Source organism: Vibrio sp. THAF64, from assembly GCF_009363455.1.
Lineage (GTDB): Bacteria > Pseudomonadota > Gammaproteobacteria > Enterobacterales > Vibrionaceae > Vibrio > Vibrio coralliilyticus.
The window spans coordinates 288610-303700 of sequence record NZ_CP045356.1; the positions used below are offsets into that span (position 1 = coordinate 288610).

Sequence of the window (15091 nt, forward strand, 5' to 3'; positions counted from 1 at the left end):
TTCAATCACTTCTTTTCCTTTTATGCCGGTTAGACGCCCCTCTAGCCGGCTTTTCGGGCACTGCTCTGCGCTCGTGAATCAAATGACGAATCGCAAGAATAGGATGAGATAACAACATGCGCGGCCCGGCATAGCGCATAACTTGGCGCATTTGTTCTTTAGGTTCAGGCTTATAGCAATGAATCGGACACTTATTGCAGGTGGGCTTGTCTTGACCATACTGGCAGCGATCAAGCCTCGCCTCAGCGTAGTCTTTCAGCTCTAGGCACGAGTGACACAAACAACCGTCTGGCAATCCATGGTGATCGCGACAATAAATCGCAATCATCGCACTGACCGTCTTAAACTCTGTCAGTAACTTGCCTTGTAATACATCCGAATGGGTAAACTTCATTAATCTGCGAATGACAATTGATATAAAAGTAAGTCAATTTTATCGCTTATTTGGCCTTGGACTTTGACATAGGTAAAGCCGAGTCGATTTAGCAGACTTTTGCTGGCTTCATTGTCCGAAGATGTTATCGCTACTAATTCTTCAATATCGCTGCGTTGTCTTGCGTACTCTACAACCGCTTGTCCAGCTTCTAAGCCATAGCCCTGACCAAATGAATCTGGCATAAAACCATAACCAATGTCATAGGCATCCAGCTCGTCGCGCTTAATCAAACCACAAACACCGAGCTGTTTACTGTCTGATTTACTTTCAACGACAAGCAAGCAAACACTTTTCGCCTCTCTCATCGCAAGCATATTGTTACGAATATATTCGACAGCATCGCCGCGGCTTCTAATGTGTTTGTCACCCACAAAGCGAAGGAAGCCTTCCGTGTTGTAGAGTGACTGAATAAAGACTGCATCCCCCTCGGTTGGTAAGCGCAGTTTCAAACGGTCAGTTTCTAGGTTTTCCATATCAGTTACTTACATATTACTCAGGTAAATGGTGAGCTTACCACCTACACTTAACGTAGAAAGTGATTGAGGTTTAGAAGCTCAACTCTTGTTTCACGGAGGCCAACTATGCGCTGTTTGATTATCACTCTATTGCTTATTCAGAGTATTGGACTTGCGTGGAGTTACCCCGCCTACTCACCGAAATGGGCCCACAGAAGCGTAATTTACTTTGCGCCAACCAACGACGAACATGTGAAGCAGTTTTTGCTTGAGACCCTAATCAATGAATGCGAACTATCCGACCGCGACGTTATTACTTTAGTCGTTACTCAAGATGGGTTTACCATTCCATCTTGGGTTAAGAACGAGTTTAACTTGCTAAGTATGTTCAGAGTCTATGATGTTGAGCCGGGTACACATACTGCAGTATTGATTGGCAAAGACGGTTCAGAAAAGTTGCGTTGGGGCAAAGAAACGGATTGGGAAAACATCAAGCAGACCATTGACTTAATGCCGATGCGCCAATATGAAATGGAGCAGAGGCCGAGCCCCTGCTCTGCTTAGCTAAAATAAAACCACAGCTCCTTCGTCAACTTCCACCGGCCAACATTTAATCTTTACGTCTGGTTGTTCAATACATTCACCTGTTTTTAGGCTGAAATGCTGCTTATAAAGGGGAGAAGCCACACACAGCTCTCCTTTAACATCACCGACTATGCCTCGATTCATGACGTAAGCCTTACCTATCGGGTCCCAGTTTTGTATCGCAAAAACGCCTTTATCAGGAATTCGGAAAAGCGCCACTTGTTCGCCATCAATTAATGCAGCCCTACCTTCGTAGGGTACTAGGTCATCCAATCGGCATATTTTTAGTTTCTGTTCGGTAATCATAGCTCCTCCTTAACTGGAATTCGCTGTCCTCTGATTCGCTGGTAAGGGAGCGCTTGGCTCGTAGAATCATCATTGATGAACGGACGGAACTTGCTGAGCTTATCCGGATTTTCCAGTGTACTCTTCCACTCACATTGGTAGGTTTCGACAATATGCTGCATTTGGCTTTCGAGTGAGTCACACAAGCCTAATGAGTCCTCGATTACCACTTGTTTCAGATACTCAAGGCCACCTTCAAGGTTTTCCATCCACACTGAGGTTCGTTGTAATCGGTCAGCAGTACTGACATAAAACATCAGCACCCGATCAATGAGTTGTACTAACTGCTCTTTAGTCAGGTCTGAAGCCAATATATCAGCATGTCTTGGGCGCATCCCCCCATTACCACACACATAAAGGTTCCAACCTTTTTCTGTAGCGATAACGCCAATGTCTTTGCTTTGCGCTTCTGCACATTCTCGCGTACACCCTGAAACTGCGAACTTGATCTTATGTGGCGCTCGCAAGCCTTTGTATCGGTTCTCCAATTCGATAGCTAACCCTACAGAGTCATCAACGCCATAGCGACACCATGTTGATCCTACACAAGATTTTACTGTGCGAAGTGACTTCCCATAGGCGTGACCCGTTTCAAAGCCTGCATCGATCAGTGTTTGCCAGATCTCCGGTAGCTGCTCCACTTGTGCACCAAAAAGGTCGACTCGTTGACCGCCAGTGATCTTGGTGTACAAATCGAACTTCTGCGCAACTTCACCCAGTACAATGAGCTTCTCCGGTGTAATCTCACCACCCGCAACCCGAGGGACGACCGAATATGAGCCGTCTTTCTGTAGGTTTGCCATGAAAGCGTCATTCGAGTCTTGAAGCGCACTGTGTTGAGGCTCCATTATGTGTTCGTTCCAGAGCGAGGCAAAGACTGATGCTGCGGTTGGTTTGCACAGATCACATCCTAAGCCTTTGCCATGCTTTCTCAATAAAGTGTCAAAGTCTTTGATTTGCTCGACCTGACAAATATGAAACATCTCTTGTCGAGACATTTCAAAGTGTTCGCAGACATGGTTATTGACTTCAACACCCATCGCCATCAGCTCAGCATCCAGTACTGTCTTAACCATATTGCTACAGCCACCACAGCCTGTCCCTGCCTTGGTTTGAGTTTTCAGAGTATCTAAATCATGTGCACCAGCCTGAATGGCTGACACTAGATCGCCTTTGGAAACGTTGTGGCAGGAACATATGATCGCTGTATCGTTCATTTCTCCTTGCAGCATACTGGTATCAAACAGGAGGTTGGCAGCGTGATCAGGGAGTTCAGTTTGATTGAGATAGCATTGCAGTAGCGCATCGTAGTCTGAGTTGTCACCCACCAAGATAGCCCCGAGCAAAAATTTACCCGTTTCATCGACAACTAGCTTTTTGTAAACACCGGACACCGTGTCTTGCAGGATCATCTCCTGTGCGCCTTCCGTCGTCTTATGAGCATCACCAATCGACGCCACATCGACACCAAGCAGTTTGAGCTTGGTGCTCATGTCAGCGCCCGTAAATCCTGTCGTTTCTCGTGCTGTGAGCTTGTCTGCCACTACCCGCGCCATGGCGTATCCGGGGGCAACCAGCCCATAAATCTTTTGTTGCCACAATGCACACTCGCCAATGGCGTAGATGCTTGCGTCGCTTGTCTGACATTCATCATCAATCACAATGCCACCTCGCTCCCCCAATGTGAGCCCAGCTTCCCGACCAAGTGCGTCTTGTGGCCGTATGCCTGCGGAAAACACAATGACATCCACTTCCAATGGTTCAGCATCTTTGAACACCAAACGATGCCGAGCGGTTTCGCCATCGCAGATCTTTTCTGTGATCATTGAGTTGTGAACGCTCAGCCCCATGGCTTCGATTTTTTCTTTTAGCACGGTGCCCGCTCCGTCATCGAGCTGGACTGGCATCAAGCGTGGTGCAAATTCCACAACGTGGGTCTTAACTCCAAGCAGTTTTAGCGCATTTGCGGCTTCCAGACCTAGCAATCCACCGCCAATAACTGCACCTGTTTTCGCCCCTTGGCACGCTTGTTTGATCTGAGAAAGATCTTCCAAGGTACGATAAACAAAGATGTCTTCTCTGTCTTTGCCTTCAATTGGTGGAACAAAAGGATACGAACCTGTCGCAAGCACCAACTGGTCGTAGCCAAGAATATCTTCGCCATCCAGTACGATACGTTTAGCCTGCTTATCGATAGAAGTCACCTGACTACCCAAAACCAACTCAATCCCGTGTCTCTGATACCACTCCTCACTACTCAGCATTAGATCCTGATGAGACTTTCCCGAAAACAAAGACGACAATTGAACTCGGTCGTAGGCTATAAACCTCTCTTCACCAATCACGGTGATCTTCTTTTCCAAATGCGCCCCACGCTCGACGAGCTGTGCGACAAGGTGGTGGCCGACCATGCCATTACCGACAATCACTACATGTTCCATACTCACTTCCTTATGCTGTCTTCGCAGGTGCAGGTTTGCTGTTTACTTTTTTCTTATCTGCTGGTGACTCTTGTTTCGATTGTTTTTCGTACAGGAATTTCAAAACAGATTGACGATAGCGCTGATAAACAGGGTTTTCAGCGAGTTCCACGCGATTTCGTGGGCGAGGAAGTTCAATTTCCAGAACTTCACCAATGGTTGCCGCGGGCCCGTTGGTCATCATGACTATCTTGTCTGAAAGCAGCACAGCTTCATCGACATCGTGAGTAATCATGATCACGGTATTGTTTAGCTCCGCCTGAATACTCATTAATGAGTCCTGAAGGCGTGCGCGTGTTAGTGCATCCAACGCACCAAACGGCTCATCCATAAGCAAGACTTTTGGCTTGAGTGCCAGTGCTCTAGCGATCCCAACACGTTGTTTCATCCCTCCAGAGATTTCATCCGGTTTTTTATCTGCAGCTTGAGTCATCTGAATCAGGTCAAGGTAGTGCTCAACTTGCTCGCGAATCCAGTGCTTACCTTTACCACCCGCCACCTGCTTTACCGCCAGCTCAACGTTTTGATATACCGTTAGCCAAGGGAGTAAGGAGTGATTCTGGAACACAACAGCCCTATCAGGCCCTGGCCCGCTCACTTCACGGCTATCGACAATCACGCCACCATCAGTGGGTAGATGTAGCCCTGCGACAAGGTTGAGGACCGTTGATTTACCACAGCCAGAGTGGCCAATCAGCGACACAAATTCGCCTTTATTAATTTGGAGGTTGACGTTTTTCAGCGCGATAAACTCACCATTGGGTGTCGGGAATCGCATTCCAAGTTGCGTCAAATCTAATAGTGGTTTTGACATCATTAATTCCTTTTATCGCAACGCTTGCTGTTTGTTCCATGAAAGCCATTTCTGAAGCTGCAACATTCCTCTGTCGAGCATTAGTCCAATAAAGCCAATCGTAATAACAGCGACCATAATCCGCCCTAGTGATGCTGAACTGCCGTTTTGAAATTCATCCCAGACAAATTTCCCTAGCCCAGGGTTTTGCGCCAACATCTCGGCCGCAATGAGTACCATCCATGCAATACCTAGCGATAACCTTAGGCCGGTGAAGATCATAGGAATAGCTGAAGGCAGAACAATGGTTCGGATATGCTGCCACCAAGAGAGCTGCAGTACCTTGCTGACGTTAATCAGATCTTTGTCGACACTCGTAACACCTACAGCAGTATTAATTAAAGTCGGCCATAAGCTACACAAAGCAACCGTCAGTAGTGAGTTAATAAAAGACTTCGCAAACAAAGGATCGTCACTCACATAGGTCGCGCTCACTACCATGGTGACAATAGGTAACCAAGCCAATGGCGACACTGGTTTTAGTAATTGAATGATGGGGTTAAATGCTTGATAAAGCCCTTGGTTGAGACCTAGCATTATCCCGAGTGGGATGGCAAGCAGTGTCGCCAACAAAAATCCGGCTGCCACCGTAATTAGGCTGGTGATGATCTGGTCAAAGAATGTCGGCTTTCCTGTATAAGGCCTTATCTTCACTTTTGCTTCAGGATTCTTTGCCAACTTTGCTGCGTTGCGCTTTTCCTGACGTTCAATAAAAGCTTGTTCTTTGTCTCTCTCTTGCCAATGTTCGTTAACCAGATTACTAAACTGATGATATGTCTGAACTGGCCCCGGTAATGTACCGAGCGATGTTTCGACCTGACGGGCGCTTAAGTGCCAAAACATGAGAAACATCAGAATGCCAATCAGAGGGAACAGAATCAGTTTACTTTTATTAGCCACCAGCTTAGGGCTGGAAACCAGCGATATGACATTGCTAGGCATAGTTACTCCTTTTACTTCTTAATTCCTTTTAAAGGAGAGCAGATTGCTCCCCTTCATTGCCTCTAAACCTTGTCTTTACCTTTCAAACCAATACTGAATTTCTTGAGGTAGGCATTAGGCTCGCGGCCGTCGTAAACAATGTTGTCGATGAAATGGGTTTGAGGTGCTCGAAAGCCATCTTCCTTAGCGAAATCCGGGAAATCTTTCGTTGCCAAAACACCGTCCTCTATTAGCGCATCGGCTGCTTGCTGGTAGATATCTGGTCGGTAGACTTTTTTCGCGATATCCATGTACCAGTCATCTGATTGTTCCTGAGAGATTTGACCCCAGCGGCGCATTTGCGTCAGATACCAAATGGCGTCGCTGTAGTAAGGATACGTTGCGTTGTAACGGAAAAAGACGTTGAAATCCGGCACAGCTCGCTTGTCGCCTTTTTCGTATTCAAACGTGCCCGTCATTGAATTCGCGATCACTTCCGCATCTGCACCAACGTACTCGCTTTTCGCCAGCAGTTTGACTGCTTCGTCTCGGTTCGCGTTGTTATTTTCATCCAACCAATGTGCCGCTCGAATTAAGGCTTTCACAACCCGTATGTGGGTATTTGGGTATTTCTCTGCCCATGACTTCGACACGCCGAATACTTTCTCCGGATTGTTTTTCCAGATTTCATAGTCCGTAACCACTGGTGCGCCAATCCCTTTAAACACCGCCTGTTGATTCCAAGGTTCACCTACGCAGTAACCTTTAATGGTTCCTGCTTCCATAGTTGCTGGCATCTGTGGTGGTGGTGTTACGCTCAGCAATACATCTGCATTGACCTGTCCGCTGTTATCACCCGTTTCAGGTGCGTAGTAGCCGGGGTGTATCCCGCCTGCAGCTAACCAGTAACGTAGTTCGTAGTTATGTGTCGAGACTGGAAACACCATCCCCATGTTGAAGGGCTTACCTTCATCAAGGTAGCTTTCGACAACTGGTTTGAGTGCATCCGCTTTGATTGGGTGAACAGGTTTTCCATCAGCCTGTTTGGGGATGTGTGGCTTCATCTCTTCCCAAGTATCATTAGAGACCGTGATCGCGTTTCCATTTAGGTCCATGCTGAACGCTGTAATGACCTCTGCCTGCGTTCCAATACCGATCGTTGCCCCCAAAGGTTGACCGGATAACATATGCGCACCGTCAAGCTCACCGTCAATGACACGGTCAAGCAGAACCTTCCAGTTAGCTTGCGCTTCCAACGTGACATACAGACCTTCATCTTCAAAAAAGCCTTTCTCGTAAGCAACCGCAAGCGGTGCCATATCAGTGAGCTTGATAAAGCCAAACTTGAGATCTTCCAGTTCAGGCTCGCCGAGTTCAGCCCAAGCAGACGGTACAGAGACCGATAATGCTAGGGGAAGAGCCAATAGTGATTGTTTAAAAGTTGACGTCCATTTCATTCGCTTTCTCCAAATAAAAAGCGCTACTGCTCTTTCGAGCAGTAGCGCCGTTGCATTCCTTCATTACCGCCGTTGGTAACGTTGAATCGCGTGTGAACCAAATTTCTAAAATATGTATTCCAAGTTACGTGCCAATACTATTTTTCTTTTTATTTCATAACCTTACAAACCTGAAGCATTTAGTCAAAATGATTGATGCTATTAAGTTGTGCATACTGCACCATTACGGAAATTTATGCCTAACCCCAAAGAGGTAGTTCGCTATTTCAAGGTTTCTAAAGTGATCAATATGTTTTTCGCCACTTGAGCCAAAGTCTGGCTCGACTGCATTGCAGATTTTCGCATCGCTTTATAGGCAGACTCTTCATCCACATTATGCATTTTCATCAGCAACCCTTTGGCTTTTTCTATCATTTTTCGCTCTTCCAGTTTCCCTGCTAAGGATTCAATTTCAGACTCCATCGCCAGCAATGATGCCCTCGCAATAGCGGCATGTTCGAGCCAAGGTTTAAGGCTAAGATCAGAATCGGCAGGTAACAAAACGTAATCCATACGCTCTGGTAAACGATTAATATCATTGGATAAAAACTGCTTAATCACGACGAGTAATGGCCGCTGTTTCTCGCGACAAACATCAATGATTAAACGAAGTTCCGCACTGGGCTGTTTCCAACCCGCGACAACATTGGCACCCGGCTCACGTTGCAACAAGGCTTCAAATTGGCTTAGCTGACATCCAATGACATCGTCATAATCCTGAGCCAATAAGGTGGTCAGCCTTGCTTGTTCTTCCAGCGAATCGCAGCAAACAATGGTGGGAGTTTTAGAGATTTTCTTTTGCATAACATTCCTTGTTTTATCTCTTTGCTTGTAAGAGACATAACAAGGAATGTGCCAGAGTGATTAAGTCAACTTAGGTAGGGACTCAAAAAATGCTTATGAGCGAGACTCACAATGTTTTGACCATAGCTGATACGCTTGTTCAAAGGATTTGTCTTTATCGCCCGTTTCAGCAAACAGAATGCTAGCCATTGTGGTAACAACGGTGTTTGCCATCATATTCAGCTCTTCCTCTGGCGTACATAACGGGCACTCATCAGGCAATGGAATGTCTGTGAGCATTTGTTCCGTCCAATAGTGCGATTCCACACCGGAAGGCGTACTCATCCAAACCGTTTGACTGACCTTAGGGTTATATTCGGACTCCCCAGATTGGCCTTTGAAGGACACAACCGCATGACGAGTCAGCCCGATTTCACTCTCTACCTCGGCATGCAACTGCTGGAATCCGGGGTGAAAGCTGCCACGAATGCCAATCTTGGCACCACCTGGGTTTAGCGCTCTCACCACGGTGTTAATCGGGGTACGTAAACCATAGCGATTTTTCCAACCAATCATGGTTTCAGCTTGAGGCGCGAAATACTTGAGTGGTAAGTATGCAATGTTGCTTTCTTGGAGCACATTCTTGGCGTGCTCAGCGGACTCAACCTTTTTGACATCCAGCACACTCAGGTAATCTTCTGCATGCTCTCGCCCAGCGGGCCTATCATGATATCCGTGCAAGAGCACTTTTCTGCCACTATCAGCCAGTATTTTCGCTGCCAACAGATGCCATGGTTTACCCGCGGCTTTTCTTTTACCTGCGTAACATGGCCAATCAATATCGGCGCCAATGTTAGGCACGCGAGATTGAAATGCTTTTACGAAGCCAGCAATTTCCTGACGAGTTTCATTTTGCACTCGAATCAGCATCAGCAGCATAGCCATCTGATCATCGTCGCATCGTCCATCAAGGTAATCATCCATGACGTGAAAAGCTTGATCAAACGTCAGTGGCTTACGGCCTCGTTCACCTCGACCCACCGTTCGAATACATTCCTGAATTATGCTCATGTTACCTCTTGAGAAATCACCGACTCTACGGTCGCGTTAAGTTGTTCACGAAGTGTGACGACTTCCCCCAAGATAATCAATGCCGGACTCACACCTTTCAGCGCTTCTGACAGACTTGCTAGGCGGCTTAAGCTTGATACATGGACTTTCTGCTGAGAGCTACACCCGTGTGTTACTACCGCTAAAGGAAAGTCATCTCTCATACCGTGACAGAGCAATCCATCTTGTATCTCACTGGCCTTTTCCAATCCCATATAAAACACCAACGTTTGCCCAGACGATACGAGTTGAGCCCAAGCAGGTAGCGCGCCTGATACGACTTGCCCCGTCACAAACGTCACGCTTCGGGCCAACGCTCTGTGCGTCAATGGTATGTAGGACGCCGCTGCACAACCAATTGCGGCGGTGATGCCAGGTACTACTTCATAATCAATGTTGTTTTGCGCCAGCAGTAGCCCTTCTTCACCACCACGACCAAAAATAAAAGGATCGCCTCCTTTAAGCCTCACGATCATGTAACCAGACTCTGCTAAATCCACCAAAATCTGACTGATTTCTTCCTGTTTTAAACTAGGCTGACCACAGCGTTTACCTACATAGATCAGTTTCTCGGCCTTTTCTGCTAGATCTAAGATCTCTCGATTGACTAAGCGGTCGTAAACCACCACATCAGCCTGCTTAATTAGTTTTAACGCTTTGACGGTCAGTAAGTCAGGGTCATTTGGGCCAGCGCCAACTAGATAGACTTTTCCTTTTGTTCGATAGCGGTCAAGTTTGTGTAGCTTACAAGAATCGTTATACAGTTGACGGTGTTCGCTGAAGCTTGCACCATTCAAATCTGAATATGAACCTTCCCTTAGATTGATATCGTATTTCATCTTATGCCCCTTTATTTCATCACTGCTGTCTTAGCACTATGCTTATTCACTAACGCTTCAACCTGAGGAATACACGAGCCGCAATTAGTGCCGCATTTGAGCTGATTTTGTAATTGGGAAACATTGTGACAACGACCGCTCTCCAAAGCAGAAGTAATCTGTTTGTCGCTAACTCGAAAACAGCTACATACCAGTTGGCTGGACTTCTCACTCGAAGCAACCGCAATTAGCTCAGCAAATGACAGTGGTTTACCCATCAAATCAATCAGTTTGGTGTAGTCAATTTCAACAGGCTTAGGGGAGACAACAAGGATAGAAGTGACAATACGGCAACTTGAGGTCTCTTCATAATCAAAAGCCAGCCTACTGGCAGATCAAGCATGATCCTCTGTTGGTTAGATTTCTGACCATAAGACTTGGATACGCGTTTTGTATTAGCAAATCGCCAAATGCCAGACTGCTTTTCCGCCTGAAATGCACAGTAAGCAAAAGACTCTTTAGAGAACTGAGCACCAATGTACAAACCGTAGCTAGCAATCTTCTCTGGCAATACTTCAACACGACTGGACTTAAAAGCTGGCTGCCCAGAATGAGGGTCGACTAAGCGGCTTACCACCGCATTAACTTGACTATTTCCAGCATAATCTCCAGCCCAATGCATCGACATATACAGCTGTTTTATCGGCAGGGTGTCTTCAATCGTGGCTTTAGCCAGTATGCTGTTGTCACCGTTCACGACCCTAACCAACTCACCCTTTTTAGCACCTAATAGATCGGCGGATAATTGGCTCATATAAACTGTAGGCTCCAATTCGCTGGCAGCCAGATGAGCAATGTGCCCTGTTCGTGTCATTGTATGCCACTGGTCTCGCTGCCTACCTGTATTGAGCCACCAGTGCGGATCTTGAGCTTCTGGCAGCTGGTCACTGACAACAAATTTTGCCTTGCCATCAGGAAAGCTAAATTTTCCATCTGAAAATGGCTGGTCTTTACCCCACTGTTGCGGCCGCCAGTCGTCATATTCTTGTTCGGAGATATCTGCATGTTCAGAGAGATCAAGCATCAGCGATGAGTCTTGATTTAATCCTGTCATGGCGGAGAACTCTCTAAATACTTCCACCTCATTGGAGAAACCAAATCCGTTTGCTATTTCCATTCGCTCACAAAGCTTCTTGCCCACTTCACAAATCGCTTGCCAGTCTGGCTTAGCACACCCAGGTGGTTGAATAAATCGACGTTGCCGAGTTATGCGTCTTTCTGAATTGGTGACCATGCCCTGCTTTTCTCCCCAGCCAGCGGCCGGCAAAAGGAGATTGGCGTATTTCGCAACATCCGAATCAGGCGTGATGTCAGAAACAATGACCGTTGGGCAGCGTTCCAATGCTCGACGGACGTAGTCATGATCCGGCATGGATACCACGGGATTCGTCGCCATGATCCAGATAACCTTGATATCACCACGTTCAACTGCTTCAAACATCTCTACTGCTTTCAATCCCGGTTTGGTCGCAATATCAGGTGAGCGCCAAAACGCTTTGATAACGTCAATCGATTCTTGGTCGAAGCCGCGATGAATCGCCAGCTGATTGGCCAGCCCGCCAACTTCACGCCCACCCATGGCATTGGGCTGGCCAGTAATCGAAAACGGTCCTGCGCCTTCCATACCAATAGAGCCAGTGGCTAAATGCGCATTAATGATCGCATTACCTTTGTCTGAACCAGTTTGTGACTGGTTTACACCCTGACAAAACACCGTAACTACTTTACGCGTTTCGCTGAACCAGCGATAAAATGTCAGCAGTGATTGTTTATCAATACCGAGCGTATCGCTCAGTTGAGCGAGAGTGAATTTGGAGTTTTTCAGCTTTTCCGCTAACTGGTTGAAGCCTGAAGTGTTCCGCTCAATAAATTCAGTATCCAAGCAACCAGTGTCAATACAATGCCTTATAAGTCCGTCGAAAAGCGCGATATCAGCATCGTTGGGGATAGAAAGATGAAGATCCGCTTGTTGAGCCGTTACCGTTTTTCGAGGATCAATCACCACGAGTTTCAGCTTTGGGTTCTTTTCTCTTGCTTGTTGGATACGTCTAAAGATAACTGGGTGCGTCCATGCGGTATTCGCGCCGCATATAACAATGAGCTCAGCTTTATCTAGGTCGCTATAGTTGACCGGCACCACATCTTCCCCAAACGCACGATTATGTGCCACTACCGCGGAAGACATGCAAAGCCGTGAATTGGTATCAATGTTTGCACTGCCAACGAAGCCTTTCATCAGCTTGTTTGCGACATAATAATCTTCAGTCAGAAGCTGGCCCGATACATACATCGCTACAGAATCAGGACCCTCCGTTTGTATTGAGTTGTTCATGGCTTCTGCAATCACATCTGTCGCTTCATCCCAACTGATTTCTTTGCCATTGAACTTAGGGTAAAGCAAACGAGACGGCATATTGAGGCTCTCAGCTAACGCTGAACCTTTCACACAAAGCGCCCCTTTGTTCGCAGGATGCACATCGTCACCTACAATCTTCCCTTTATCGACTTTCACCCCACAGCCAACTCCGCAATATGGACAGGCTGTCTTTATACATTCCGTTGTCATCACTCACTCCTTGAAATAAAAAAGCCTCCTCCACTGCTTTAGTGAAGGAGGCTCCATTGCCCGTGACGTTGTTGTACATTCTTTTCTAACTCGCGACTTTGAACACGAGCAAAACCAGTGCCATACTAGGATTTTAAATAATTCAATAAGTTACCATTTCAACCACTTCTCAGTCGCACCAACTCTGTGCATCGCAATACCATAGTGGTTCGCTTCATCGGTATCTTCATCAACTAAACATGCGCACTACTTTCGGAATTTGAGTACGAACGTACACAGGCTAACGTTGTTAAATTATTCTCCTCTCTTCCGAAAATTAACTATTAACTCTTTTATCTAATTATTGGAGATTTATTTGGGCAATTTGTTCCAACAATGATTTATTTAAATAAATCACCAAACAATTAACCACAAATATTTTACAGATATACAGTTATTTAAAACATGCGTTTGTAAAATAAATTATTAAAAAATTTAGAATAACAAATCTATCACTTAAGCTTTTGTTTTTATGAGTTAATAACTATTGAGACCTTTATTTATCTGGCCTGCCATTTATTTAACTTTTACTAATTTAAATATTACTAAAAATAGTGCGAACAAACATTGATCAGAAAATTATATTTTATGTGATCAATAACGCATTCTAATCGATATCATTGCTATAGATTTAGCCAAAATGCTTGACGGAGGTAATAAAAAACAAACTTATAAAAAACCATATTAAAACAACACAGCTTGCTAGAAATATAAAACTCAACTCTTTTTGCTATATAAAATGCTTTAAATGGCAGGGTCGAGTACAAATAAGAATAAGGTATTAGAATGAAACACATAAAAAAGCCACTTCTGCTATCAACACTTTGTTTAAGCTTAATCGCCGCTGGTGTACAGGCTTCTACGTCAAATCAGGCACTGACTCCAAACTCTGCTGAGCAGCAAATCGGCCAGATCAGTTACGACACCATTATGGGTGAAAACGGTGCGTTTATTGACTTGGATACAGACGAGTTTGTTCTTAATCAGAAAGAATGGTTCCAGATTCAAACATACGTCGAAGGCGCTCTCTCTTTACCGATCACAGAAGCGAGCATGAAATCAGCGTTCGATATCGCTGATGATGTCCCGTTCTCAAACTTTAAAGCGTTGATGGAACAATACGGCAAAGTCCACGCAGAGGCCTTTTACTGGAAAGAGGACCTTTATCCTGACATCGTCGATTTGGCATTGTCGCTATCCAATTACAATGACATTCAAAAGTACATGATCGATCCATTGAGCGATCAACTGACTGTCATCCTCACCAAGTCTATTTCGCCACTGCCGGCAGATGTTCAGGCTGTAGAGCAAGCACGCCAGCTTTCTATCGCGTACTTAAGCGCGCTGAAGAACTTCTCAGTGAATAATCAACAGAAGGTAGAAAAAGCCAGTGAAGACTTGCTGACTTTCGCTACCAAGATTGAAGAGCAGAAGTTACAACTGGATGTGTTGAAGAGCACTCATAGCGGCTATCTGGAAGATGATGGCAGTGCACTGCAGCAGCGAGTAAATGACCTGAACAACCGCATCGACCAACTTAATAAAGATTACGATCACTATGTGACTGTTGCTGCGACAGCCGTCACTTATGCTTGGTTCCCGGCGGTGGCGGTTCCTATCATGGGTGTTTACGGTGACAAAGCAGAGAAAGCAAGAAAGCTTCGTAATCAGCTTCAAGACGAAGCAAAGGTGCTTGAGGCTCAACTGTCTACTACTCAGAAGATCTACAACTCGTACTCTCGTTCAACGGAAAGCATCAACATAATTTCAAGCAAAATCGAGAATGCGATCCCTTATGTCAACAAGCTAAAGCTGCACTGGCAGAAGATGAATACCGACTTCGACTCACTGATCGTTGCACTTGAAGCTGCTGAGTCAAATACTGAAATTCTACAATCTAATGCTGTTCTTGCCGCAGCGGGAGCGATGGCAAACACCGCAGTTGCAGAGCAAAACTGGAACAGTATCAGCGAAAAAGCCAAAACATTCGCTAACAACGCATACATACAAAAAGCCGAATAACCCAATTCCGGCGTAAACCAATAACGGGATTCAGTCCCTAAATACCTTCCCCACCCGCGCTTACGCGCCGGGTGCGGGAAAGGCTACTCAAAATTTTGCTTGGGTAGCACCTCATAAGGAAA

General features: G+C 45.8%; 12 protein-coding genes and 1 pseudogene. 2 read left to right on the forward strand and 11 right to left on the reverse strand.

All coding sequences use genetic code 11. From position 1 onward, the window contains the following. Position 1: 1 nt before the first annotated feature. Both FIU99_RS17830 and FIU99_RS17835 read right to left on the reverse strand, forming a co-directional pair. The gene (locus FIU99_RS17830) at positions 2-394 is read right to left on the reverse strand and encodes a nitrous oxide-stimulated promoter family protein (RefSeq protein WP_006960874.1); all 393 of its coding nucleotides are present in this window, start codon (positions 392-394) and stop codon (positions 2-4) included. Continuing rightward, the gene (locus FIU99_RS17835) at positions 394-909 is read right to left on the reverse strand and encodes a GNAT family N-acetyltransferase (RefSeq protein WP_006960872.1); all 516 of its coding nucleotides are present in this window, start codon (positions 907-909) and stop codon (positions 394-396) included. Before FIU99_RS17835 ends, FIU99_RS17830 begins: the two co-directional genes overlap by 1 nt. Positions 910-1017: 108 nt before the next feature. On the opposite strand from FIU99_RS17835, the gene FIU99_RS17840 reads away from it, so the two are divergent. After that, positions 1018-1455: a DUF4174 domain-containing protein gene (locus tag FIU99_RS17840; RefSeq protein WP_021455888.1), complete on the forward strand. Its 438-nt coding sequence runs from the start codon at positions 1018-1020 to the stop codon at positions 1453-1455. On the opposite strand, the gene nirD is transcribed toward FIU99_RS17840, so the two are convergent. The 9 genes and pseudogenes from nirD to FIU99_RS17885 form a co-directional block, all read right to left on the reverse strand. After that, the gene (gene nirD, locus FIU99_RS17845) at positions 1456-1782 is read right to left on the reverse strand and encodes a nitrite reductase small subunit NirD (protein ID WP_006960868.1); all 327 of its coding nucleotides are present in this window, start codon (positions 1780-1782) and stop codon (positions 1456-1458) included. It abuts the gene before it with no gap. Further along, the gene (gene nirB, locus FIU99_RS17850; protein ID WP_006960866.1) at positions 1779-4262 is read right to left on the reverse strand and encodes a nitrite reductase large subunit NirB; all 2484 of its coding nucleotides are present in this window, start codon (positions 4260-4262) and stop codon (positions 1779-1781) included. Before nirB ends, nirD begins: the two co-directional genes overlap by 4 nt. Before the next feature lie 10 nt (positions 4263-4272). Further along, complete coding sequence (locus FIU99_RS17855) at positions 4273-5115, reverse strand: ABC transporter ATP-binding protein (protein WP_006960864.1); 843 nt, start codon at positions 5113-5115, stop codon at positions 4273-4275. Positions 5116-5127: 12 nt separating this feature from the next. Further along, complete coding sequence (locus FIU99_RS17860) at positions 5128-6096, reverse strand: ABC transporter permease (RefSeq protein ID WP_006960862.1); 969 nt, start codon at positions 6094-6096, stop codon at positions 5128-5130. Between the two features lie 62 nt (positions 6097-6158). After that, the gene (locus FIU99_RS17865) at positions 6159-7532 is read right to left on the reverse strand and encodes a CmpA/NrtA family ABC transporter substrate-binding protein (RefSeq protein ID WP_006960860.1); all 1374 of its coding nucleotides are present in this window, start codon (positions 7530-7532) and stop codon (positions 6159-6161) included. Positions 7533-7793: 261 nt separating this feature from the next. Beyond that, positions 7794-8375, reverse strand: coding sequence for an ANTAR domain-containing response regulator (locus FIU99_RS17870; protein ID WP_006960859.1), 582 nt, complete (start codon positions 8373-8375; stop codon positions 7794-7796). Between the two features lie 93 nt (positions 8376-8468). Beyond that, the gene (locus FIU99_RS17875; protein WP_039951997.1) at positions 8469-9425 is read right to left on the reverse strand and encodes a glycosyl transferase family protein; all 957 of its coding nucleotides are present in this window, start codon (positions 9423-9425) and stop codon (positions 8469-8471) included. Then, entirely contained in the window at positions 9422-10303 is an 882-nt protein-coding gene (gene cobA, locus FIU99_RS17880) for a uroporphyrinogen-III C-methyltransferase (RefSeq protein ID WP_006960857.1), read from the reverse strand. Before cobA ends, FIU99_RS17875 begins: the two co-directional genes overlap by 4 nt. 11 nt (positions 10304-10314) lie before the next feature. Then, positions 10315-12908 (reverse strand): annotated as a pseudogene (locus tag FIU99_RS17885) (molybdopterin-dependent oxidoreductase). An 825-nt stretch (positions 12909-13733) separates the two neighbouring features. Between FIU99_RS17885 and FIU99_RS17890 the strand changes: the two are divergent. Beyond that, entirely contained in the window at positions 13734-14969 is a 1236-nt protein-coding gene (locus tag FIU99_RS17890; protein WP_006960855.1) for an alpha-xenorhabdolysin family binary toxin subunit A, read from the forward strand. Positions 14970-15091 lie beyond the last annotated feature (122 nt).